The following is a 23,784-nucleotide window of genomic DNA, read 5'->3' as shown; positions in this document are numbered from 1 at the left end:
GATTACTGACGAATGCCGGAAGCATTTTTGCGTTCGATAACCACGCGGGCATGGTTGATAATCGGCGCATCAATCATTTTGCCGTTCAGCGAAATCACCCCGAGTCCGTTGCGTTCCCCTTCCTCTGCAGCTGCAATCACGCGCTGTGCGTAATCCACCTCTTCCTGGGTTGGCGCGTAGGCGTTATGCAGAATTTCAATTTGTCGCGGATTAATCAGCGATTTTCCGTTGAAGCCCATCCGTCGAATCAGATCCACTTCCTTCAGGAAACCGGCTTCATCATTCACATCGGCGTACACCACATCGAAAGCGTCAATACCCGCCCCGCGCGCGGCATGTAATACGGCACAGCGGGCGTAAAACAGCTCTGTCCCGTCGCCTCGCTCAGTTTGCATATCCATCACATAGTCAAAGGCGGCCAGCGCAATCCCCATTAAACGGTCAGACGATTTCGCAATGGCGACTGCATTAATAACGCCAACGGCAGATTCGATCGCTGCCATTAATTTCGTTGAGCCGACAGGGCGCCCGCAATTTTCTTCAATGCGAACAATTTCGCGTTCAAGCTGGTGGATATCTTCCGGAGAGTCGGTTTTCGGTAAACGAATAACATCAACGCCCGCCCTGACGGCGGCTTCCAGATCTTTTAATCCAAAAGGTGTATTCAGCGGATTAATTCTGACAACGGTTTCAATATCTTTGTACATCGGGTTTTGCAGGGCATGAAATACCAGAAGGCGGGCGCTGTCTTTTTCTTTTAGCGCTACGGCATCTTCCAGATCAAACATAATGGAGTCCGGTTTATAAATATATGCCGTAGAAAGCATGGCGGCACTTGAACCCGGAATAAATAACATACTGCGACGTAACTTTTTCATTATAACTTTTCCCATGCAATATCTTCCCGAGCCGAACCTCTGAGCAGAGCAGCCTGTATACGGGCACGGATCACGCAATCCAGCGCGCCTTTATCATCAATAATGATCTGCCCTTGCTCGATGTTGAACGCAGCCAGGGTTTCATTCACAACTTCGGTAATTCGGTCGCCGAACTGCTTATACACTTCGCTGTGAATGACCACATCCAGCCCGCTCTCGACGGGACTGACCTTCACCATAAGGTCACTGGACTCCAGCGTTCCCGCCATCGCGGCTTGTACAATTTTCATATCAGTTTTCCTGTGATAATGCGGTTAAACCGCTGCCGACAACGATTCGGATAAACGAGGCTGATGCTGTCCCCCGTTATTCAGAAACGCGCGCGTGGTGGCAGGCACCATACGACTGGCGGCAGCAATTTGGTTTGCTTTTAGTAAACGACGAACGGCTGAAGCAGAGACCGGCACATCATTACCATCCGTTCTTCGTTCTATTTCGTGTACGTGAATACAGGCCGCGGTGCTCGTTGCATTTTCCAGCCAGTGATGCATCGCCCGGTTATATTCTGCGGTTAACTGACAGAATGGCTCCGTCCCCACAAAACGATGAGTGATATTCAGCGCAGGTGCGATGTAATTTCTGAACAGCATAAGATCAATTGCCGCGTAGACTTTATCTATCACCTGCTTATCTTTCAGGAAATAGCCTGGGAAGGTCCCGCGCGAAATAATATAGGCAGACCCCGGATGAACAGTGACATTTTTCAGATGCCGCGATCCGTCCCTGACCATCGCAAACCGTTCTTTAAACGAAAAAGCGGAGACATCTTCCTGAACCACGAAAACATGGAGCCAGTCGCACTGGCTTGCCGCATGCTCAATAAGATATTGATGGCCCAGCGTGAATGGATTCGCGTTCATCACGATCGCGCCAATATTTTTCCCCGGCACGAAATGGTGGCTACGCAACTGGCTGCAGTAACGATGAATACCAACCGGCGTATTCTCCATTAATGCCGCACAGTTATTGACGGTGACAAGCGGATAGAATCCGCATCCGCGAAACGACTTCACATTATCCGGACAGGTAAAAAGAAAGAGCTGATGTTCGCCGTTTTGTGCCGCCAGAAGTTCGGCCTCATGAATTAACGTCAGGATTAACGACGAGCCACGCCACCCGGAATCCACTGCGATGCATTTTAAGGTGTTACCCGCAATACCGGTGCAGGCAATAATCTGACGCTGGTAGAGTGCAACAATAAATTGCGAGATATCGTCATCAATGCCTAAACCGTTGCGTGCCAGGAAGCGGGCAACCTCCTCTCTGGCCTGAGCATTACCGGCTTTTATAACCTCAAATTCTGGCGTTCTGGCGGTGTACATCGTCTCTCTCCTGACCGTCTAAACAAGCAACGCTTCTTGCTGCGGTTGGGCTTCCACAATGGTATTAATCAGACGACCAATATTTTCGATTTCAACTTCAACCCGATCGCCATCGTGCATAAATAACGGAGGATTGCGTTTTTTACCGACGCCGCCAGGCGAACCCGTAATAATGACGTCACCGGCGCTGAGGGAGGTGAATGTGCTGATATAGGCGATAAGATCTGCCACTTTGTGGATCATGCTACCAGTGGAGTCGTTCTGAACCAGCATGCCATTCAGCCAGGTATGGATGGTCAACGCATGAGGATCGGGTATCTCATCCGCTGTAGTCATATAGGGGCCAAAAGCGCCGGTTTGCTTCCAGTTTTTACCGGCGGTAAACCACGCGTGCTGCCAGTCACGAACGGAGCCATCCATATAGCAGCTGTATCCCGCGACATGATTGAGCGCATTATTTACATCAATTCGGGTGCCCGGTTTACCAATGATGACAGCCAGCTCGCCCTCATAATCGAATTCTCTCGACAACTCAGGTTTAAGCACAGGTTGGGCATGACCGGTTTGTGAATCAGGAAAACGGATAAACAGCGTCGGGGCATTATTCGTCTCGGCAAACTCTTTTCTTTTTTCAGCGTAATTCATCCCAACGCAGAAAATCTTTCCAGGCTCTTCGATAACGGGCAAAAAGGTAATATCTTCAAGCGTAATATCCACAGGGCAATCGTTGTATTGCCTTGCGACGTCAACAGCATCCCATTGAAGAAGGTCTTTCAACGTCGCATATTGATGGCCGATTTTATTACCCAAATCGATAACGCCGAATTCTGTATAAATCCCGTAGCTTTTACGGCCCTGATGAATATAACTTGCTAATTTCATGATGACACCCGATTGATATACATACCTGTTTTTTGTTTACGCCCTGAGGCGTGAACAAATTGCCAAACTTTTTATTCTGCGGACTGGGCGGGCACCAGTACCGGTTTTGGACCGGATGCCAGATACGTTGCCACGACAACGCCAATGCCAAGCAATACCAGAATCAACCCGGTCATCCCCATCCAGCCCAGTGAATGGAAAACAAAACCGTTGATAAAACCAATCACCGAACCGCCCATGTAGTAAAAGAATAAATAGAGTGCAACGGCCTGGCCTCTTGCATGCGTTGCATTTTTACTTACCCAGCTCAAACCAATAGAGTGACAGCCGAAGAAACAGCCGGTAAAAATCACCGCGCCAACAATAAAGGTGATGACATTCGACGTCAGCGTCAGCAGCATGCCTAAGGCCATGATTAGGAAAAGCACACGCAATACTTTCATCGCGCCATATTTCGCACTTAAACGACCAGCCTGCGGAGCCGTAAAGAAACTCAGGGCGAAGCTAAAGGAGAGCAGACCTGCGTTTGCCGGTGAAATATGGAACGGCTCGCCTTTCAGGAAGAAGGCCAGATAGTTATAAAGCGAGGTAAATGCGCCGAAAATAATGAAGCTGATAACAAAAGCCAGCGCCAGATTTTTGTTTTTGAAATGCGATGCAGCCCCTTTCACCATACGCGTAATGTTAAGGTTTTGCGTTGGGGTGAAGTTTTTAGATTCAGGCAGTAAAAACTTCACCAGAATGGCAACCACAATCAAGCTGGCCGCAAAACCGTAAAATATGGCATTTATTGAAACGTGATCAATAAGTTGGCTGGCAACAATACGACCGGACATGCCGCCCATGGAGTTACCGAAGACAAAATATCCCGTTACGATACCTGCCGCCACCGGGGCGACTTCTTCACTGATGTAGGCAGTGGCCGCCGCAGCGATACCACTCAGCGCCAGACCAATTACCGCACGTAGCGCCACCAGCATCGCCCAGGATTCCATCAGCGGACAGAGCAGCGTAAGAATACCGCCTAACAGGAGGGAGAAAACAATTAACCGTTTTCTGCCATAATGATCGGATAATGTCCCGGTAAACAGCAATCCAATAGCCAGCAACGCCGTTTCAGCTGATAATATAATACTCACCTGGCTGACAGGAACATTATATTCCACAGCAAGCGTCGGAAGCAGTGGCTGAATAAAAAACAGAGAAGCAAGCTCTGCAAGCCCGGATAATGCCAGGGCCAGAATCACGCGAATATGCGCTCCGGCTTTTACAGAATCTGAAGCTTTCAGGGTATTGTTAGCATGAGTTAACGCCATAATAACCTCGGTATTATTGTTAAGGTACAGAGTGTAATTTTTTAAGGCAGATGTTTTTTATTTAAAGTTTATTTACGCAACTTCAGTGAGCATTTTTTCCGGTACACATACGGCACCCTCAAATAACTTGCGTGAAGTACGTATCACAGCGGCACGGGTTTTTTCGATATTGTTACCTTCCTTCAATAAGGACACGGATATTTTTCCACTTGGGTGTTCAATATCGATGATATTAGTGAATAGCCCCTTTGGACGATCGGCGACAATTTTTGCCGCGACGGAGCCTTCAATCAGCGTTGCGGTCGAAATACCAATCGATCCGGTAATCGCCAGTGATTTATGGCATGTGTGCGGCATGAAATACCGTACCTGAATCGTTCCGCCGTTACGCGCCGGGCTGAGAAGAACCGGTTTAGGGATCACCTTGTTTGTCACATCCCCTAAGCCCATAGCAGCGCCAGCCTGACGACGCAGACTTTCCAGCTTTTCTTTAAATGCCTTATCGCCATCTAATTCTGCAGGAGATTCCCCTCCTGTTTTCCCCAAAGCTGAAGCGTCAATCAATACCATCGGCATCGCCATATCTATACAGGTGACTTCAATACCGTCGAAGACGTTTGTCGCACTGTCCGTCGGCAACAATTTCCCCGTTTTAGAACCTGCAGAGTTCAGGAAAGTTAAGCCTATGGGCGCGGCGGTCCCCGGGACTCCATCAATCTGGGTATCGCCTTCGTACACCACCCGATAATCAGGCGTTTGCACTTCTGCATCGACCAGCGTTCCGGTATTGAGATTGCGGATCCGCACCGTCGTTACCGGGCTTTGCGCCTTCACCAGCCCCTTTTCAATAGCAAAGGGACCGACCGCACAGAGCATATTGCCGCAGTTAGGCGTGGTATCGACACGACGTTCATTCACCATCACCTGTGCAAACAGGTAATCCACATCCGCGTCAGGACTTTCTGAAGTGCTGACTATCGCTACCTTACTGGTTTGCGGACTTCCACCGCCAATACCGTCAATTTCGAGTTCATGGCCTGCCCCCATCAAACTGAGTAAAACTGCGTCACGCGCTTCTGTTTCCGCAGGCAGGTCGCTGGCCAGAATCACCGGCCCTTTTGACGTACCGCCACGCATTAATACGCAAGGGATCTTTAACATATGTTTATCTCACTTCGCTTTTGTCAGGAACGCTATAAGGTTTTCACACTCCGGTTGATAACTCTAATGCCAAAAAAAGCATGATTAATACGTTTTGCACATTAATAGCCCGTGCGTTATGGTGGTTATATAAAAGCGAGAATGGGATACAGCTATGCCGCATGAACTACAGGGGATACAAGCGTTTGTAAAAATTGCAGAAATCGGATGCTTTACGAAAGCATCCCAATTTTTTCACATTTCACAACCTGCTTTAACACGCAGAATTCAGAAACTGGAAGATAGCCTGGGAACCACGCTGTTTGAACGCTCTACGCGCAGCGTTAAGCTCACGACAGTAGGAAGAGAATTTTTACCTAAAGCTAAGAATTTAATAGATTTTTATGAAAGTTCCATCCTCAGTATTAAAGAGATGGCGACACATCAGGCAGGTGTTATTACGGTTTCCTGTATCCCTACTGCCGCGTTCTATTTTCTGCCTTCAGTGATACGAGATTACAACAATGACTACCCAAACATCCGAATCCGCATACTGGAGCACAGCGCCAGCGATTGCCTGGAAGCAGTATTAAATGGCGACGCAGATTTCGGTATAAATATGATAAACGTCACACATCCAAATATCGATTTTGCGCCGCTGGTGAACGAACCCTTCGTTCTGGCATGCCGACGCGACAATGAGCTGGCAAATAAATCGCTGGTAACATGGGACGATCTGGCCGGTATGAAGCTGATTGGGGTAAGACGCTCCAGCGGAAACCGATCGCTGATCGATCAGGCTTTCGAGAAAATGGCCTGGAAACCTAACTGGTTTTATGAAGTGCGGCATCTTTCGACGTCACTAGGGATGGTAGAAGCGGGTCTCGGTGTGTCTGTCGTTCCCAGTCTGGCGATGCCGGCCGATGAACATCACGTCCTTGTTAGTCGTCCACTGATAGAACCCGTCATACGCCGTACGCTTGGCCTTGTAAAACGCAGTGAAACAACCCTTAGTCCTGCGGCGGAAAAATTCCGCCAGCTGATATTACATCTGTGGTCAGGCGAAAATAGCAGCCCCTGGATCAACAAGTTTACTCAGCTGTAACCCACCGTTGGGCAACGAGTGTATGACCGATGAGAACTCTCCCACAGCATCTGCAGAGGAAGTCAACGCATTGATTTTCAGTAAAAAAAGAATTGTCGCAGGTGGAAATCAGGCAGAGCAGAGGGAAACATCAAGGGAAGTGACTTTGGAGTGGCGAAGGGAATCGAACAGAACCCCTTAACAGCCTTGAAAGATCTCAAAACTGGTAGTTGATGACGGAGGTTGTAGAGGAAAAATCTCATGTCTATCAAGGACCAATCTTATTTATATCCTACTGCTGACGGCGTTTGGTTGTTCCAGATCTTCATTCCGGTGTACATACGCCACATCTTCGGATGGGAAACGACTGTACCGTAAATCTACAGGCCACAGGATCTGACAGCAGCAAAACATTTCCGAAATCACATGCTGATCGAGTGAAAGCCCCTGAAAGAACAGTACTCCCCGGATACGGAGGAAAGGCGCATACAACATGCCATCGCAGGATTGCATAAGCAAGCCACATTACGCCCCCACTCCAAACATTACCGACACGAACCGCTAACCCCGTTGCATATCCGAACCATAGCGAAGGAGTTCAACGTGCCCACCAGCACTGTACAGCGTATCAAGACCGAAAAAGCCACTGCCTAACAAGCCGCAAAGGTAGCCCCCCTCATCTGTTACGGGGCCAACAGCGCCCCCGCTACTCCTCGATGCCCTACCGTACATCCTCCACCAGCCCCTTGATATTTGGGGATTGCCGGGGTAAAAATTGGGAGTGCCTTAAAATTTGCACTTAATAGCTCAAGCAATGGCGAAGAGCATCCCCCTTGCCTTGGTAAACATTCCCTTTCCCCCGCTCATCTCTTCTACGTGACCGTAATCACAGCCCGAAATAATCCTAACCAGATAAACAAGGTAGGTTTTTAACTACTCTTTTTTTGGGAAAACTTGCAGTGCATACATGACCAATTATTGGTCGGCTTAATCCCGTATCCTGGTACACCGTCATGAACGACAGAGCGCAGGTGATACTTCTTATTGTCCCCTTCGTAGCATCTCGGACAGAAAGGAGTTTCATCACCTTCTTTCCAGTACAACGGCGGCTTAAATACGAACATTGATTTATCTACCAACTGTTCTTCAAGCTGCTTGTTTTTTGTTCAGCGTCGAAAAGCAAAGTCTGGGTAGTTATCACATCGATTTTGGCATTAGCAAGTTCAACCATCAGATTAGCCAACTCAAGTTTGAGCGTTGCTTTGTCCAGTTCATAGCTGTTATTCGCCGGCATCTGAGTGATACTCACCGCTTTATCAAGAATCCCTACCGCAGCCGCCGTGCTTGCCAATACACCTGTCATAACATCCCCTGTCTGAGATTTGTTGAAGATTAACGCTCACCACTTTACCGGGTAACCTTATGTTACGAAACGTAAGTTTCGCTTAAGTCTAATACTTGTTGCGCATGTAGCCATTGCTTGTAAGATGACCATCGTGATTATTTCCATAACAAGTAGAGGGATTTATGAAACAGTACACCAACGAACTTACTCCGTCTGTGCTCACATCATTCATGAATCCATTCAGTGCAGAGCAACTGGCAAATGCAGACGACCAACAACGCCAGATTTTCAAATCTCATGTTGAAGAAATGAAAGACTGCTCTTTACTGGCGATTTGGCGTTTTGCCACTACTGGAGCACTCACCCAAAACGGTGGGAAGATTGAGAACGCCAGCGCCAACGACTCATTTACTCTTGAAGACGGGGGCGAGGTTAATCGGGCAATGGTTGGGGATTACGTTGCTTATCCTGACGGAACACGCGCAAAAATCATCAACGGGTCAGGGTCTGTCAATACAAACGGCAACGGCGTTTCTTATGCACTGGTGGGAAGTCAGCTTGATAACGGTGATATGATCATCAGTACCCCACAAGATTATGCTCTCCTGTGCCAGTTAGACAACAGCCCCGTAATGCCAGCCGATTTTTCGCTCCAGCGGCACTCTAAAAAATAAGGAGTCCAAAAATGTCTATAGGCTTTTGGGTTGTGAAAGGTGATAAAACAACATGCGGGGGCTCGGTACTGACAGGACACCCGAAAGGGAAGCAGATTGGCCCTAATCTAAACAGACAGGCAACAGTAGGTTGCCAGGTATCCTGCGGTAAACACCCTGGCATTTATAGCGTGGCAGGTGGATACCCTGGAGAGTATATTCATGGGCAGTTAGCCGCCAGTACGCTCTACAGCCGCTCTACCTGTCCGTGTAAGTCATTTTTCATCGCCACCCATACTTTTATGCGGCATGGCCCTTATCAGGTACCAGTGAAAGCAACATCTGCACCAGTGGCAACGAAAGCCGTCTCTGACCCAGTACAAGAGCCAGAACAGCACGCCCAGGTAGCGAACTTTGCTGACACCTGCAAACCCGAAGATAACCCGTTATTGAACGGCGTTTACATCTGGACTGAAACCAAAAACGCAGGTCACGCTTTCGTTTCGGTGCACGAGAATAACAATGTCTATCTCTACACGTATGGTCGCTATGGCAGAACCAATCGTGGAGGCTTTACGGGAGATGGTGTTCTTAACTTCCTACTAGATGAAGATGCAAGGGTTTACTATCGTTCTGAACTCTATGAGATGGGTGCTCGCGTTTTCCGCATAGACGATGCTGACCCGGTGAAGACAAGAGCGTTCTTCAAAGACCTATGGAACCGCAGTAAGCCAGCTATACAAACATCAAAAATGCCAGAGACAACAAGGGGGAGAGGCCATACCATTGATGAGTATGACGTTACTGGCAGCAACTGCACCACACATTCAGTTGCGGGGATTAAGTTTGCTGGCTCTACGGTATTTGAGCATGGTTACACATCTACGACGACCCAACTACCTATTGAAGCCGAGGAAGATTTCACCGTTCCGGTATCGCTGCAAAGATTTCTCATCGCGAAGGTTGGAGACATGTCCTCAATGCTTGTCGTTGAGATGACAGGAGTATTCAAAGAGCAGTACCCTAATTCAGGTAACTTACAACCATTCCAGGAAACTCCCGGCGGGGTAGTTCAGCATGTTGCTGCGGAAGGTGCGGCCACTGGTGATTCATTGTCTCCGTATTCCGGCGGCACTGTAGGTGGCGTATTAGGGGGATCTTATGGCGATGACGAATAGAACTAAAATCATTTTCCGATGGGGGGGGATTGTCATTGTATCGCTATGCTACTTTATCGCACTGGTGCTATCTACCTTCTCTTTTTCCGCATTCAGCGAGAGTGAAAGTATGCGGTTTTCTGGCCCAATCCAATTAAAAGAGTACCAAGCTTCTATAGACTCGATCATGCAAGCCACTGATGGCGTTTTTACTGTCGCCCTTTTTGGCTTTGCGATCTGCGTGCCTCTCATCTTACTGATCTTTAAAAAGGTGAGATGACCGCCAAAGGCTGGAACCCACCAGCCTTTCTCCTTCCCCCGATTTAGGCAATAGAAGCCATAAAACCCCGTTGGTGATACAGCAACAAGCGGAGCCGTTAGGCGACAACATTAGATTGTCAGAGAGATCACACCTTATCAGGATAACCGTGTACCCTTGCGGGAGCGTGGCTGAAACGCTGATAGAGCCTACATGTCGTTTGTAGGTACGTTACTCTGAGAGCCGCACATCGGGCTTGAAATGCGTATGAGCAGTCTGGTGTAAGAGACAATGCCCGGATCAGGCTTTTCCTTCACGTTGTACTATCGCGGTGTGAGGTTGAAACTGCCGCCGCCGAATAGTTATTCTCTCACTTCCATAGTAACTATCCGTGACAACTAAAAGTGTACCTTGTAGTGATAGTTTGCCGTTCAATGGTAGAACGATCACGACAACTTATGTTAAATAACTTATTGAAAGAAAAACGAATTTTATCGAAGCTTTGCCACAAAGGGAGAAATCTGGAGCGGGCGAAGGGAATCGAACCCTCGTATAGAGCTTGGGAAGCTCTCGTTCTACCACTGAACTACGCCCGCATTGAAGTGCGTAAGGGATTATAAACCTTACGCTCTTCTTGGCAAGGGACGAACCGACTGACTGGCGATTAATTCACCGTCAGCATTTTGGCTTACTGCCCTGCGGCGGTAAATAACGCAGCGGATCGATAGCCGTTGCGCGATAACGGATCTGGAAATGCAGACGCACCGTCGTCGCATCCGTGCTGCCCATCGTGGCGATCTTCTGCCCGGCTTTCACGTTTTGACCGTTGTTCACCAGCATGGTGTCATTATGCGCATAGGCAGTGATGTAATCCTCACTGTGCTTAATCATGATGAGGTTGCCATAGCCCCGCAGTTGATTGCCGACATAGACCACTTTCCCGGCTCCGGCCGCATAAATCGGCGTACCGCGCGCAGCAGAAATATCAATGCCCTTATTACCGCCGTCCGCCGTGGAATAAGGCAGGATCACCTTACCGCTGGCAGGCCACTGCCAGCAGCGTTGTCCTACCGGCGGCCAGGACGACTGAGGTACAGAAGAAGACGGTCTGACGGCAGCCGTTTTGGTAGAAGATTTGCTCGAGGATTTCGCGGTTGCTTTACGCGCTGTTGTACTGGTTTTCGCATCACCGTTAAGCTTCAGCTTTTGCCCCACCTCAATGGTATAAGGGGGGGAAATGTTGTTCAGACGGGCGAGATCCCGAACGCTGGTGCCAGTAGAGCGTGAAATGGCGTACAGCGTATCACCGCGCTTCACAGTATACGTGGAACCGGAATCAGATGAACTGGAACACCCTGCCAGGATCAGGCTGCTCACCAACATTATCGTGATATAAAAACGTTTATTCATCAGCCATTCTGCACTCAACACAACGTTTACCTCGAAATCAGAGGTCATTATCATACCAGCCAGCCGGACGATCCCCAATCGCTACGCTTCAATCGGTAGGGTTAAACGGATATCCCTGTGCGATAATATCCATTAACGCGGGTAGATAAGGCATAGAGGGTAATTTCACCAGCGCAGGATAAAATATTTGTGGCGAAGGAAAAACGTCTACCACGTAACATTGGCTAAGTTTATCAGCATCGACTTCCGAAGACGGTAATAACGTCGCAGCCTCAAGGCCGGACTCCAGCCAGTCGAGAATGACCCCCGGTTGCGTAATATGCATGATCACTTTTGCGCTTACTCCGGATTTACGAAACAAATCCATCAGCATCTCGTAAGTCCCTGAATCCTTTGCCCGATGCAACAGCACCAACGGCATCTCCGCCAGCGCAGTGTAGTTATAGGGGTTTGCAGGAGGGTCCGGCAGGCATTTTTTATTAATTACCGCCACCAGCTTAATCGGATCAAACGACACATAATCAAAGCCTTCACTGCGATAGGGACGCTGTATTAAAGCAATATCGATTCCTCCTTCCGTTAATAATGTCTCAAGATGGCTGGAGTCGGTAACAGAAATATTGATCGCCGTATCCGGATTACGTCGGTAAACTTCCATCAACAGTGCTTTAAAATAGTTCTGGTAGAGATGAGTTAAACCTATTCTTAATTCGGCTCTGTTTTTTTGTGCAATATCTGTCGTTTCCCTGGCGGTATCCTCCACCTGACGTAATATTTCACATCCTTTGCGATAGAGAAAAAAACCGGCCTCCGTGGGTTCAATACGATTTCCACGGCGAACAAAGAGCGAGACCTGAAGTTCTTCTTCCAGCTCCTGAATCCGCTTGCTGAGGGGGGGTTGCGCCATGTTCAACGATTTCGCCGCCTGGCTTACCGACCCTTGTTCCACCACCCGACAAAAATACCGTAAGCGCTTTAAATCCATCATCATCACCCGTGGTTTAACGTATCGCCAGTATCACACTTACCCAAAAAAATAAAAAGCCAGCCCGCTACATCTCATGTTAATTAATCATTATTTAACAGGTCATTAAAATAAACTTTTTTGATCTACTAACTATCCGGTAAACGGTATTTGTGTAAAAGCGCCACGGAAAATATTGTGCAGACAACGAAACATCTTTTCCGAAGGAACCATCCCATGGCAAATACTGATAACAAATCTCCCTCAACGGTGCATGATTTACGCTCTGCGCTCCAACTACTGAAAACACTTCCCGGCGAGTACGTTGAAACCGATACCGAAGTCGACCCGCACGCGGAACTCTCTGGGGTGTATCGTTATGTGGGTGCGGGCGGAACCTGCCAGCGCCCGACCCGCAAGAACGGGCCGGTGATGGTATTTAATAAAATCAAAGGATTTCACGATATCAGCGTGGCAATTGGCCTCAACGGTTCGCGCCAGCGCGTCAGCCATTTTCTGCAGTGCGAACCAGCAAAACTAGGGCATCTGCTGAAAGATTCTGTGGAAAACGCCATAGCGCCGGTCATGACTCAGGGTGCGGCGGAATGTCAGGAAGTGGTGCATCTGGCGAGCGATGCCGATTTCGATCTGCGCAAACTATTACCCGCTCCGACCAATACAGAAGAAGACGCTGGTCCCTATATTACCATGGGCCTGTGCTACGCCTCAGACCCGGAAACTCACGAATCCGATATCACCATTCACCGCTTGTGTGTACAGAGCCGCGACGAACTGTCCATGTGGCTGACCCCTGGTCGCCATATTGATGCTTTCCGCATGAAAGCAGAAGCCGCAGGTCAGCCGCTACCGATTTCAATCAGCATCGGCGTGGATCCGGCGATTGAAATTGCCGCCTGTTTTGAGCCGCCAACCACCCCACTGGGCTTCAACGAATTGAGCATTGCGGGCGCGCTGCGCGGCAAAGCCGTTGAGATGGTGCAGTGTAAAACCATTAACGAAAAAGCTATCGCTCATGCGGAGATCGTCATTGAAGGCGAACTGCTGCCAAACGCACGCGTACGCGAAGATCAGAATACCCATACCGGGCGCGCAATGCCTGAGTTTCCGGGTTATACCGGCGAAGCGAAAGAGGCTATTCCGGTGATCAAAGTGAAAGCCGTTACTCACCGCATTAACCCCATCTGGCGCACCACCGTCGGACCTGGCGAAGAACATGTCAATATGGCCGGTATTCCGACTGAAGCCAGCATTCTGGATATGGTAGAACGCGCCATGCCGGGCAAACTACTCAATGTTTTCGCCCACTCGGCGGGCGGTGGCAAACTTCTGGCGGTTCTGCAGTTTAAAAAATCTTCTCCGACAGATGAAGGTCGGCAGCGCCAGGCTGCTCTACTGGCTTTCTCTGCATTCCCGGAACTCAAGCACGTCATCCTGGTGGATGAGGATGTAGATATTTTCGATAGCGACGACGTTCTCTGGGCCATGCAAACCCGCTACCAGGGGGATGTCGACACCATTACGATCCCTGGCGTTCGTTGCCACCCGCTCGATCCGTCACAGGTGCCGGAATACAGCCCGAGCATCCTGCAACAGGGAATGTCCTGCAAAACCATTTTCGACTGTACGGTGCCATTCCACCTGAAGCACAACTTCCAGCGTTCCAAATTTAAAGATGTGGACGTGAAGCGCTTCCTGCCGGATTTCGAGTAAAGGAGACCACCATGACAGCACGCATCATCATTGGGATCAGTGGGGCCTCCGGGTTTCAGTACGGCGTTAAGGCGCTGGAGTTGCTTCGCCAACACCCCGTTGAAGTCCATCTGGTGGTCTCAAAAGGAGCAGAAAAAACCTGCGAACTGGAGACAGATTACCGCCTGGACGATGTGACAGCGATGGCTGACGTGGTACATCCCATCGCGGATCTGGGGGCGGCTATCTCCAGCGGTTCATTTAAAACACTGGGGATGCTGATCGCACCATGTTCCATGCGCTCTTTGGGCGCAATCGCCCACTGCCTGACGGACAACCTGCTGACCCGTGCGGCGGACGTGGTGCTGAAAGAGCGTCGTCGTCTGGTGCTGCTGGCCAGAGAAACGCCGCTGAACCTCGGCCATATTCGCAATATGGCCGCAGTAACTGAAATGGGCGGGATCATCTTTCCGCCGGTTCCGGCGCTGTATCAACGTCCGCAAACGGCGGACGACATCATCACCCATAGCGTTAATCGTGCGCTCGATCTGTTCGACCTTGAGGTCAACAATATCCCCCGCTGGGGTGAAGGCGAGCTAAATTTTACTTAACAGGACATTTCTCAATGTTAATCGGCCCATATGTAAATGGTTCCGCCGTCATTCTTGGCGGGCTAGTTGGCGCAATGGCGGGCGGTAAGCTCCCTGAGCGTGTGAAAACGGCGCTGCCGATGACTTTCGGGCTTTGCTCCGTTGGTCTGGGCATCACGCTGGTACTAAAAGTGAAATATATGCCAGCAGTGGTGCTGGCAATGGTGATCGGCGCCATTCTCGGTGAATTGCTGCATCTGGAAAAAGGAATTGGTAAAGCCGCTGGCTCCACGCGCGGTTTAATCAACAAAGTTCTGCCGCCAGTTAATGGCCTGGGTCACGAAGAGTTCACAGAGAAATTTGTCGCCATCCTGGTACTGTTTTGCGCCAGTGGCACCGGGATTTTCGGGGCGATGACCGAAGGGATGAGCGGCGACCCATCAATTCTGTACATCAAAACGATCCTCGATCTGTTTACCGCAGGGATTTTTGCCACACTTCTCGGCTACGCGGTTATGACCATCGCCATCCCACAAATCATTATTCAGGTAGCGCTGGCGATGCTGGCAGTGATTATCCTGCCGATGATCACTCCTGACATGATGGCGGATTTCTCTTGTGCTGGCGGACTGCTGATGGTGGCCACCGGTTTGCGTATCTGTAACATTAAACTTTTCCCGGTCGCCAACATGTTGCCAGGGCTTGTTTTGGTAATGCCTTTGTCCCATTTATGGGCTACCCTAGTGGCCTGAGTGCATGACCCGGCGGGTTTGTGTCGGGTCATTTTTTATTTTCAGGAGTTGTCATGGCCGGGGAACATGTCATTTTGCTGGACGAGCAAAATAAACCGTCAGGCATGCTGGAAAAGTATGCCGCCCATACCTTCAACACCCCTTTGCATCTCGCGTTTTCCTGCTGGATATTTAACGACCAGGGACAACTGCTGGTGACGCGCCGTTCACTGCACAAAAAAGCCTGGCCTGGCGTCTGGACAAACTCTGTCTGTGGCCATCCGCAGTCGGGGGAGACAACCGAAGATGCCGTTATCCGCCGCGCCCGTTTTGAACTGAGCGCAGACATTACCGCGCTCGCCTCTGTATATGCGGATTTCCGTTATTGCGCTACGGATCCCAATGGAATTATGGAGAACGAAGTTTGTCCGGTCTATGCCGCGCAGCTTACCAGCCAACTACAGCCAAATGCGGATGAAGTGATGGATTACCAGTGGAGCAATCTTGAGGATGTGTTAAGCGGGATTGATGCAACGCCGTGGGCGTTTAGCCCGTGGATGGTGATGCAGGCTTCAAACGATAAGGCGCGAGAATTACTGCGCAAGTTTGCCAACGGGAATTAATTGCCTGATGGCGCTATGCTTACCTGGCCTACATAGCGAATTGTAGGCCGGATAAGGCATCAGCCGCCATCCGGCATGTCACATCTTACTTAACCGGGCGCATCGCCGGGAACAGGATCACGTCGCGGATGGTATGGCTGTTGGTGAACAGCATAACCATACGGTCGATACCAATACCCAGACCCGCAGTCGGCGGCAGACCGTGTTCCAGAGCGGTAACGTAGTCTTCGTCGTAGAACATCGCCTCGTCATCACCCGCATCTTTGGCGTTAACCTGATCCTGGAAACGCTGCGCCTGATCTTCCGCATCGTTCAGCTCGCTGAAACCGTTACCGATCTCACGTCCGCCGATGAAGAATTCGAAGCGATCGGTGATTTCCGGGTTTACGTCATTACGACGCGCCAACGGAGAAACTTCGGCCGGGTACTCGGTAATGAAGGTCGGTTGAATCAGGTGCGCTTCCGCGACTTCTTCGAAGATCTCGGTCACGATACGGCCCAGACCCCAGCTCTTCTCAACTTTGATGCCGATAGATTCAGCGATCGCTTTAGCAGAGTCGAAGTTATCCAGATCGGCCATGTTGGTTTCCGGACGGTATTTCTGAATCGCTTCGCGCATGGTCAGTTTTTCGAACGGCTTACCGAAGTCGAAGACTTCTTCGCCGTAAGGCACTTCGGTGGTTCCCAGAACGTTCTGCGCCAGCGTGCGGAACAGTGATTCGGTCAGTTCGATCAGATCTTTGTAGTCCGCATACGCCATGTAGAGTTCCATCATGGTGAACTCTGGGTTATGACGAACAGAGATGCCTTCGTTACGGAAGTTACGGTTAATTTCGAATACGCGTTCGAAGCCGCCAACCACCAGACGCTTGAGGTACAGTTCGGGCGCGATACGCAGGTACATATCCAGATCCAGCGCGTTATGATGGGTGATGAACGGACGCGCCGCCGCGCCGCCAGGGATCACCTGCATCATCGGGGTTTCTACTTCCATAAAGCCGCGACCCACCATGAACTGGCGGATGCCAGCCATAATCTGTGAACGCACTTTAAAGGTATTGCGGGATTCATCGTTAGAGATGAGATCCAGATAGCGCTGACGATAACGCGCTTCCTGGTCCTGCAGACCGTGGAATTTATCCGGCAGCGGGCGCAGCGCTTTCGTCAGCAGACGCAGCTCGGTGCAATGAATGGACAGCTCACCGGTCTTGGTCTTGAACAACTTACCTTTCGCGCCGAGGATATCGCCCAGATCCCATTTTTTGAACTGCTCGTTGTAAACGCCTTCCGGCAGATCGTCACGAGCAACGTACAGCTGAATACGGCCGCCAACATCTTGCAGCGTAACGAATGAGGCTTTACCCATAATACGGCGGGTCATCATACGACCAGCAACGGATACCTCAATGTTCAGCGCTTCCAGCTCTTCGTTTTCTTTCGCGTCGAAGTCAGCATGCAGTTGGTCTGAGGTGTGATCGCGACGGAAATCGTTCGGGAACGGGATCCCCTGCTCACGCAGGCTCGCCAGCTTCTCACGGCGCGTTTTCAGTTCATTGTTAAGGTCGGCTACCGCGTCAGCGCCCTGTACGTGTTGTTCAGACATGTTGGTTCCTCATAACCCTGCTTTCAAACTTGCTTCGATAAATTGATCCAGGCTGCCATCCAGCACCGCCTGCGTGTTACGGGTTTCAACCCCGGTACGCAGATCTTTAATGCGGGAGTCATCAAGGACATAAGAACGAATCTGGCTACCCCAGCCGATATCTGACTTATTGTCTTCCATCGCCTGTTTCTCGGCATTCTTCTTCTGCATTTCCAGTTCATAAAGCTTCGCTTTCATCTGCTTCATGGCCTGGTCTTTGTTCTTGTGCTGGGAACGGTCGTTCTGACACTGCGTCACAATCCCGGTCGGGATGTGGGTGATACGCACCGCCGATTCTGTACGGTTAACGTGCTGACCGCCCGCGCCAGAGGCGCGATAAACGTCAATGCGCAGATCCGCCGGGTTGATGTCGATATCGATATCATCGTCAACTTCCGGATAGACAAACGCCGAGCTGAACGACGTATGGCGGCGACCGCCGGAGTCGAACGGGCTCTTACGTACCAGACGGTGTACGCCGGTTTCAGTCCGCAGCCAACCGTACGCATATTCGCCAGCAATTCTGATGGTCACGGATTTAATACCCGCCACTTCGCCTTCAGATTCTTCAATAATTTCAGTTTTAAAGCCGCGAGCTTCGGCCCAACGCAGATACATACGCATCAGCATGCTCGCCCAGTCCTGCGCTTCCGTACCGCCGGAGCCAGCCTGAATATCGAGATAGCAATCTGCGCTGTCATATTCGCCGGAGAACATACGACGGAATTCCAGCTGCGCCAGCTTATCTTCCAGGGTATCGAGTTCTGCTACGGCTTCGTTAAAGGTTTCTTCGTCGTCGGCTTCTACAGCCAACTCCAACAGGCCGGAGACATCTTCCAGGCCCTGGCTCATTTGGTCGAGTGTATCTACGATGGCCTCAAGGGAGGAACGCTCTTTACCCAGCGCCTGCGCGCGTTCGGGTTCGTTCCATACGTCCGGCTGTTCCAGCTCGGCGTTTACTTCTTCCAGACGCTCTTTCTTGGCATCATAGTCAAAGATACCCCCTAAGAACGTCAGAGCGCTCCGTGAGGTCCTGAATGCGGTTATTTACCGGATTAATTTCAAACATTGTCTGATTTCTTTTATTGGACTAGTCAAAATGCGGTTATAAGAGCGGGATTGTAACTAATCCACGCCCTTTTTTATAGCGATTAGTGACGCTAAAGTGGCCAGATATTATCGATTATTAGCTGCAAACTACGGTTGCCGCGAAACTCATTAATATCCAGTTTGTAGGCCAACTGAACATCGCGCACGCCGTTGTCCGGCCAGCAACTGGTATCAACGTTGAACGCAATTCCGTCCAGCAGAGGTCCGCCGCCAACCGGCTCCACCATCACCTTCAGATGACGCTCACCCACCAAACGCTGCTGAAGCAGACGGAAATGTCCATCAAACAGCGGTTCCGGGAACATTTGCCCCCACGGCCCGGCATCACGCAGCATTTGCGCGACCTCCATGGTCATCTCCGCGGCGCTTAGCGGGCCATCTGACACCACTTCGCCCTGCAGCAAGGCAGGATCCAGCCACTCGGTTACCAGTTCGCCGAAACGCTGCTGGAAACGCTCAAACTGCGCCTCTTCCAGCGACAAGCCCGCCGCCATGGCGTGACCGCCAAACTTGAGGATCATGCCAGGATGAAGGGTGTCCAGGCGCTCCAGCGCATCACGCATGTGCAGCCCCTGAATCGAACGCCCGGAGCCTTTGAGCGTACCGTCGCCGGCAGGAGCAAACGCAATCACCGGACGATGAAAACGCTCTTTAATGCGCGATGCCAGAATGCCGACTACTCCCTGATGCCACTCAGGATGGTACATCGCAAGGCCGCCCGGTAGCGTCTCGCTACTGCGCTCCAGCTTTTCACACAGGATCAGCGCTTCCGCCTGCATGCCCTGCTCAATTTCTTTGCGTGTCTGATTGAGCGCGTCCAGTTCATTGGCCAGCATGCGTGCCTCGCCAATGTTGTCGCACAGCAACAGCGCCACGCCGACGGACATATCATCCAGACGGCCAGCGGCATTCAGCCGTGGCCCCAGCGCAAAACCTAAATCGCTGGCAGCCAGCTTAAGTGGGTCGCGGTTGGAAATCTCCAGCAGCGCCTTAATGCCGGGACGGCACTTTCCGGCACGAATACGGCTTAATCCTTGCCACGTCAGAATGCGGTTATTAGCATCCAGCGGGACCACGTCGGCCACTGTGCCGAGCGCGACCAGATCGAGCAAGTCCGCCAGGTTCGGCGGCGCAATGCCTCGTTCATCAAACCAGCCTTTGTCACGCAGGAAGGTGCGCAGCGCCAGCATCAGATAGAAGGCCACGCCAACCCCTGCCAATGATTTAGACGGGAATTCACAGTCGTGCAGATTGGGGTTGATGATCGCCTCTGCATTAGGCAGCGTATCCCCTGGCAGATGGTGATCGGTCACCACCACCGGGATCCCCAGCGCTCTGGCATGTTCCACACCGGCGTGAGACGAGATGCCATTGTCTACGGTGACAATCAGTTGAGCGCCACGCGCATGCGCCTGCTCCACCACTTCCGGGCTTAAGCCATAGCCGTCTTCAAAACGATTAGGCACCAGGTAGTCAACGTTACCGCAACCCAACGCTCGCATCGCCAGAATGCTGAGCGCCGTACTGGTCGCGCCATCGGCGTCGAAATCGCCGACCACAATAATGCGGGTTCCCGCGCGAAAGGCGTTATAGAGGATCTCAACTGCTTTTTCGACGCCGTTCAAATGCTGCCACGGCAGCATTCCTTTTACGCTACGTTCAAGTTCCTGGGCGCTGCGCACGCCGCGGCTGGCGTATAAACGACGCAGCAATGGCGGCAGGTCATCAGGTAGCTCGGTTGTCTCGTCGGCTTCACGCCGACGAAGTTGTATCTTTTGTTTCACGCGAATTATTTACCGCTGGTTTGTTTTGCATGTGCGTCGAGGAATTCTTTCATCTCTTTCGGGCCCTGATAGCCAGGCACGACATAGCCGTTGCTCAGCACAATCGCCGGCGTGCCGCTAACGCCAAACTGCACGCCCAGCGCGTAGTGGTTCGCGATATCCACATCGCAGGTTGCTGGTTTCACGTCCTTGCCTGCCATCGCGTCATCAAAGGCTTTGTTTTTATCCTTCGCGCACCAGATCGACTTCATGTCCTGCTCGGCCTGGCTTTCCAGACCCTGACGCGGGAAGGCCAGATAACGAACGGTGATCCCCAACGCATTATAGTCTTTCATCTCTTCATGCAGCTTGTGGCAGTAACCACAGGTGATGTCGGTGAAAACGGTAATGACGTGTTTTTCCTGCGGCGCTTTGTAGACGATCATCTCTTTTTCCAGCGCGTTCAAATGCTTCATCAGCAACTGGTTAGTAACATTCACCGGGCTTGCGCCGCTCACGTCATACATCGGTCCCTGAATAATATGTTTACCGTCTTCAGTCACGTACAGCACGCCGCTATTGGTCAGTACAGTTTTCATGCCCGCCACCGGAGCAGACTGAATCTCGGTGCTCTGTACCCCCAGCTTTGCCAATGACTGGCGAATCGCCGCATCGTCTGCATGTACCATGCTGGAAAACGCCGTTGCCAGCAGGGTGAACATCATAAAACGTTTTTTCATAACCTATCCTTTCCTGTCAGCAATCACGCTCGCGGGTGATGCTGTTGATGTAGTTGACGCAAGCGCTCCGTTGCGACATGAGTATAAATTTGTGTTGTCGAGAGGTCGCTATGCCCCAGTAGCATCTGTACCACGCGCAGGTCAGCGCCATGATTGAGCAAATGCGTGGCAAAAGCATGCCGCAGGACGTGCGGTGACAGCTTTTCGCTGTCGATTCCCGCCAACACAGCATAGTGTTTAATACGATGCCAGAAGGTCTGACGGGTCATCTGTTGCGCCCGCTGGCTGGGAAACAGCACATCAATCGATACGCCGTTGAGCAACCATGGACGCCCATGTTCCAGATACGTTTCCAGCCAGTAAACCGCCTCTTCACCCAACGGCACCAGGCGTTCTTTGTTGCCTTTACCGATCACCCGAACCACACCCTGACGCAGGCTGACGTCACTCATCGTCAGTCCCACCAGCTCAGATACGCGCAGGCCCGTTGCATACAAGACTTCCAGCATGGCTTTGTCGCGTAGCTCCAGCGGTTGCTCAATCAGCGGCGCCTGCAACAGTCGCTCCACCTGTGCCTCACTGAGATCTTTGGGCAGGCGCTGCGGAAGCTTCGGTGATGCAAGCGAGGCGCTGGGATCGTCTTCGCGAAATTTTTCGCGGTACAGATGCTGAAAAAAGCGCCGCGTGGCACTGAGCAAGCGAGCGGAACTGGTGGCTTTATATCCCCCATCCATCCGCTCGGCCAGCAATGCCTGCAGATCATCGCTCTGCGCCGTCGCCAGCGAGACGCCACGGTGATGTAACCATTCGACAAGCATGGTCAGATCGCGACGATACGCACTTAATGTGTTTTCCGCCAGATTTCGTTCCAGCCACAGGGCATCAAGAAACTGCTCGATGCGCGCCAGATCCTGTTCCACTCGCGCCCCTTATTCCACTCTCATTTTTGATGCATTATGCCTCATTGTGCCGGGATTGCGGCGATTCTGTTACACTACCCGCAACGCTACAGCAGAATTGAGATGTTTACGTCATGAACATGGGTCTTTTTTACGGTTCCAGTACCTGCTACACCGAAATGGCAGCAGAAAAAATCCGCGATATCCTGGGTCCCGAACTGGTGACACTGCACAACCTCAAAGATGATTCCCCGACCTTAATGGAGCAGTATGATGTGCTCATTTTGGGCATCCCGACCTGGGATTTTGGTGAAATTCAGGAGGATTGGGAAGCGGTCTGGGAGCAACTGGACGACCTCAACCTGGAAGGCAAAATTGTCGCGCTTTACGGGATGGGCGATCAGCTAGGATATGGCGAATGGTTCCTGGATGCGCTGGGGATGCTGCACGATAAACTGGTCACCAAAGGCGTCAAGTTTGTCGGTTACTGGCCAACCGAAGGCTATGAATTTACCAGCGATAAACCCGTCATTGCTGATGGACAGCTGTTTGTTGGTTTGGCACTGGATGAAACGAACCAGTACGATCTCAGCGATGAACGCATCCAGAACTGGTGCGAGCAAATTCTTGGGGAAATGGCCGAACACTGGTCCTGATAAGCGTGTTGCCGGATGACGCCGTGAACGCCTTATCCGGTTTACCTCACGCATCAAACCTAAGGCCCTAAAGCGGCACGCCATCAGATATTTGTTGGCATTACCCCTGCTTGGCCTGTTGCAGCATTAACCGCCGTAAGTCTCGCCACTCAGCCTCATCCATACTGTCTGCCGCCAGCCACAAATGCTGACGTTTCCCGGTATCTGAACGCAAACGCAGCATCATGCCTGTTTTGACCATCCAGGGCGCGCTAACGATAGTCCACTCCTGCCCTTGCCAGCGCAGACGGCCGTCCATCAACAGCCTAATCTCGCCCTGACAGGCGTTAATTCTACGTTGGCTGCGTACGCTGTCGAACACCACCAGAGAGAGCAGAACCATCCATAATGGGGTGTAGCTCAAAGGCCAGGGCATCAATAAAATAAATACCGCGACCAGCCCATGAACGAGCAACGAAAGCCACTGCGCGCGCCACGAAACGCGTAAATCAGATTGCCACTGGACCACGTTCCCGATTCCGTGTCTGGATAAGTCGCACCATCTGCTCCAACTGAGCATCAGCTGGTTTCCCATGATTCATCAACCAGTTAAATAAATCTGGATCGTCACATTCTAGCAGACGGATAAAGATACGTTTTTCTTCGTCACTTAAGCTGTCATATTCATGTTCGAAAAACGGCATGATAGAGATGTCCAGCTCGCGCATACCGCGGCGGCATGCCCAATGAATACGTGCTTTATTGTTAATATCCATGTTCTTCTTCCTGTCTCGCGAAAACGAAGTATCCGGCTATTGTAACGTGTTTTTCACGCGCTTTTGCGGGATTATCAGCTAATGGAAGCACATTC

The 23,784-nt window shown here is 51.0% G+C and carries 26 protein-coding genes and 1 tRNA gene; 10 read left to right on the top strand and 17 right to left on the bottom strand.

Features of this window, described 5'->3' with window-relative positions; genetic code table 11:
- Window positions 1-2: 2 nt before the first annotated feature.
- The 6 genes from citE to ICA20_RS04695 all read right to left on the bottom strand — a co-directional run bounded on the left by citE (window position 3) and on the right by ICA20_RS04695 (window position 5,619).
- Complete coding sequence (gene citE / locus ICA20_RS04720; protein WP_038633430.1) at window positions 3-878, bottom strand: citrate (pro-3S)-lyase subunit beta; 876 nt, start codon at window positions 876-878, stop codon at window positions 3-5.
- A complete protein-coding gene (citD, locus tag ICA20_RS04715; protein ID WP_038633433.1) occupies window positions 878-1,168 on the bottom strand; it encodes a citrate lyase acyl carrier protein in 291 nt (96 codons plus the stop codon). Before citD ends, citE begins: the two co-directional genes overlap by 1 nt.
- 24 nt (window positions 1,169-1,192) lie before the next feature.
- Window positions 1,193-2,260 carry a [citrate (pro-3S)-lyase] ligase gene (citC, locus tag ICA20_RS04710; RefSeq protein WP_038633438.1) on the bottom strand — a complete coding sequence of 356 codons (1,068 nt, stop codon included), beginning with the start codon at window positions 2,258-2,260 and terminating at the stop codon, window positions 1,193-1,195.
- 18 nt (window positions 2,261-2,278) lie between these two features.
- Window positions 2,279-3,142, bottom strand: a complete 864-nt coding sequence (locus ICA20_RS04705; RefSeq protein WP_038633441.1) for a fumarylacetoacetate hydrolase family protein — start codon at window positions 3,140-3,142, stop codon at window positions 2,279-2,281.
- A gap of 71 nt (window positions 3,143-3,213) precedes the next feature.
- Complete coding sequence (locus ICA20_RS04700; RefSeq protein ID WP_038633444.1) at window positions 3,214-4,458, bottom strand: MFS transporter; 1,245 nt, start codon at window positions 4,456-4,458, stop codon at window positions 3,214-3,216.
- Between the two features lie 72 nt (window positions 4,459-4,530).
- Window positions 4,531-5,619 carry a 4-oxalomesaconate tautomerase gene (locus ICA20_RS04695; RefSeq protein ID WP_038633446.1) on the bottom strand — a complete coding sequence of 363 codons (1,089 nt, stop codon included), beginning with the start codon at window positions 5,617-5,619 and terminating at the stop codon, window positions 4,531-4,533.
- Between the two features lie 154 nt (window positions 5,620-5,773).
- Between ICA20_RS04695 and ICA20_RS04690 the strand changes: the two genes are divergently transcribed.
- On the top strand, window positions 5,774-6,703 hold the full coding sequence (locus tag ICA20_RS04690) for a LysR family transcriptional regulator (RefSeq protein WP_038633449.1): 930 nt from the start codon (window positions 5,774-5,776) through the stop codon (window positions 6,701-6,703).
- Between the two features lie 1,111 nt (window positions 6,704-7,814).
- On the opposite strand, the gene ICA20_RS04685 is transcribed toward ICA20_RS04690, so the two are convergent.
- Entirely contained in the window at window positions 7,815-8,045 is a 231-nt protein-coding gene (locus tag ICA20_RS04685) for a hypothetical protein (RefSeq protein WP_230592254.1), read from the bottom strand.
- Window positions 8,046-8,209: 164 nt separating this feature from the next.
- Here ICA20_RS04685 and ICA20_RS04680 point away from each other — a divergent pair, with 164 nt between their 5' ends.
- From ICA20_RS04680 to ICA20_RS04670, 3 genes are read left to right on the top strand one after another with little or no spacing between them, the layout of a single operon-like run.
- Window positions 8,210-8,701: a PAAR domain-containing protein gene (locus tag ICA20_RS04680; protein WP_051594479.1), complete on the top strand. Its 492-nt coding sequence runs from the start codon at window positions 8,210-8,212 to the stop codon at window positions 8,699-8,701.
- An 11-nt stretch (window positions 8,702-8,712) separates the two neighbouring features.
- On the top strand, window positions 8,713-9,858 hold the full coding sequence (locus ICA20_RS04675) for a PAAR domain-containing protein (protein ID WP_038633452.1): 1,146 nt from the start codon (window positions 8,713-8,715) through the stop codon (window positions 9,856-9,858).
- Window positions 9,842-10,117: a hypothetical protein gene (locus ICA20_RS04670; protein ID WP_038633455.1), complete on the top strand. Its 276-nt coding sequence runs from the start codon at window positions 9,842-9,844 to the stop codon at window positions 10,115-10,117. The genes ICA20_RS04675 and ICA20_RS04670 overlap by 17 nt, the downstream gene beginning before the upstream one ends.
- A gap of 501 nt (window positions 10,118-10,618) precedes the next feature.
- Here the strand turns inward: ICA20_RS04670 and ICA20_RS04665 are convergent.
- The 3 genes from ICA20_RS04665 to ICA20_RS04655 all read right to left on the bottom strand — a co-directional run bounded on the left by ICA20_RS04665 (window position 10,619) and on the right by ICA20_RS04655 (window position 12,455).
- Window positions 10,619-10,692: transfer RNA gene (locus ICA20_RS04665), tRNA-Gly, on the bottom strand.
- Window positions 10,693-10,771: 79 nt separating this feature from the next.
- The gene (gene actS / locus ICA20_RS04660) at window positions 10,772-11,506 is read right to left on the bottom strand and encodes an amidase activator ActS (RefSeq protein WP_038642856.1); all 735 of its coding nucleotides are present in this window, start codon (window positions 11,504-11,506) and stop codon (window positions 10,772-10,774) included.
- A gap of 88 nt (window positions 11,507-11,594) precedes the next feature.
- Window positions 11,595-12,455: a LysR family transcriptional regulator gene (locus ICA20_RS04655; protein ID WP_239509324.1), complete on the bottom strand. Its 861-nt coding sequence runs from the start codon at window positions 12,453-12,455 to the stop codon at window positions 11,595-11,597.
- Here ICA20_RS04655 and ICA20_RS04650 point away from each other — a divergent pair.
- From ICA20_RS04650 to idi, 5 genes are all read left to right on the top strand, one after another.
- The gene (locus ICA20_RS04650; protein WP_255366011.1) at window positions 12,412-12,546 is read left to right on the top strand and encodes a hypothetical protein; all 135 of its coding nucleotides are present in this window, start codon (window positions 12,412-12,414) and stop codon (window positions 12,544-12,546) included. The genes ICA20_RS04655 and ICA20_RS04650 overlap by 44 nt on opposite strands.
- Before the next feature lie 161 nt (window positions 12,547-12,707).
- Complete coding sequence (locus tag ICA20_RS04645; RefSeq protein WP_038633458.1) at window positions 12,708-14,201, top strand: UbiD family decarboxylase; 1,494 nt, start codon at window positions 12,708-12,710, stop codon at window positions 14,199-14,201.
- Between the two features lie 11 nt (window positions 14,202-14,212).
- Window positions 14,213-14,791: a UbiX family flavin prenyltransferase gene (locus ICA20_RS04640; protein ID WP_038633460.1), complete on the top strand. Its 579-nt coding sequence runs from the start codon at window positions 14,213-14,215 to the stop codon at window positions 14,789-14,791.
- 14 nt (window positions 14,792-14,805) lie between these two features.
- Window positions 14,806-15,522 carry a DUF554 domain-containing protein gene (locus tag ICA20_RS04635; RefSeq protein ID WP_038633463.1) on the top strand — a complete coding sequence of 239 codons (717 nt, stop codon included), beginning with the start codon at window positions 14,806-14,808 and terminating at the stop codon, window positions 15,520-15,522.
- A 53-nt stretch (window positions 15,523-15,575) separates the two neighbouring features.
- Window positions 15,576-16,124, top strand: coding sequence for an isopentenyl-diphosphate Delta-isomerase (idi, locus tag ICA20_RS04630; RefSeq protein WP_038633466.1), 549 nt, complete (start codon window positions 15,576-15,578; stop codon window positions 16,122-16,124).
- Window positions 16,125-16,209: 85 nt separating this feature from the next.
- Here idi and lysS read toward each other — a convergent pair whose 3' ends face one another.
- From lysS to xerD, 5 genes are all read right to left on the bottom strand, one after another.
- Complete coding sequence (lysS, locus tag ICA20_RS04625) at window positions 16,210-17,727, bottom strand: lysine--tRNA ligase (protein ID WP_006686909.1); 1,518 nt, start codon at window positions 17,725-17,727, stop codon at window positions 16,210-16,212.
- 9 nt (window positions 17,728-17,736) lie between these two features.
- Window positions 17,737-18,835, bottom strand: a protein-coding gene (prfB, locus tag ICA20_RS04620; protein WP_100194817.1) for a peptide chain release factor 2 whose coding sequence is annotated in 2 segments (ribosomal slippage) — window positions 17,737-18,759 and window positions 18,761-18,835 — 1,098 coding nt in all. Because the reading frame shifts where the segments join, the coding sequence is not laid out codon by codon here.
- Window positions 18,836-18,926: 91 nt separating this feature from the next.
- Window positions 18,927-20,660 (bottom strand): single-stranded-DNA-specific exonuclease RecJ, encoded by a 1,734-nt coding sequence (recJ, locus tag ICA20_RS04615; RefSeq protein ID WP_038633470.1) that lies wholly within the window; start codon window positions 20,658-20,660, stop codon window positions 18,927-18,929.
- A gap of 5 nt (window positions 20,661-20,665) precedes the next feature.
- Window positions 20,666-21,379 (bottom strand): bifunctional protein-disulfide isomerase/oxidoreductase DsbC, encoded by a 714-nt coding sequence (gene dsbC / locus ICA20_RS04610; RefSeq protein WP_038633473.1) that lies wholly within the window; start codon window positions 21,377-21,379, stop codon window positions 20,666-20,668.
- A gap of 23 nt (window positions 21,380-21,402) precedes the next feature.
- Window positions 21,403-22,299 (bottom strand): site-specific tyrosine recombinase XerD, encoded by an 897-nt coding sequence (gene xerD, locus ICA20_RS04605; RefSeq protein WP_038633475.1) that lies wholly within the window; start codon window positions 22,297-22,299, stop codon window positions 21,403-21,405.
- Between the two features lie 113 nt (window positions 22,300-22,412).
- Between xerD and fldB the strand changes: the two genes are divergently transcribed.
- Complete coding sequence (gene fldB / locus ICA20_RS04600) at window positions 22,413-22,934, top strand: flavodoxin FldB (RefSeq protein WP_038633478.1); 522 nt, start codon at window positions 22,413-22,415, stop codon at window positions 22,932-22,934.
- Between the two features lie 100 nt (window positions 22,935-23,034).
- On the opposite strand, the gene ICA20_RS04595 is transcribed toward fldB, so the two are convergent.
- Window positions 23,035-23,442 carry a protein YgfX gene (locus tag ICA20_RS04595; protein WP_038633481.1) on the bottom strand — a complete coding sequence of 136 codons (408 nt, stop codon included), beginning with the start codon at window positions 23,440-23,442 and terminating at the stop codon, window positions 23,035-23,037.
- A complete protein-coding gene (gene sdhE / locus ICA20_RS04590) occupies window positions 23,423-23,689 on the bottom strand; it encodes an FAD assembly factor SdhE (RefSeq protein ID WP_016154349.1) in 267 nt (88 codons plus the stop codon). Before sdhE ends, ICA20_RS04595 begins: the two co-directional genes overlap by 20 nt.
- Window positions 23,690-23,784: the final 95 nt, after the last annotated feature.

The sequence above is a fragment of the Citrobacter sp. C5_2 genome, assembly GCF_014596845.2.
GTDB classification, from domain to species: domain Bacteria; phylum Pseudomonadota; class Gammaproteobacteria; order Enterobacterales; family Enterobacteriaceae; genus Citrobacter; species Citrobacter werkmanii.
Note: the sequence above shows the minus strand (reverse complement) of the source record. Positions and strands in the feature narration are given on the sequence as shown.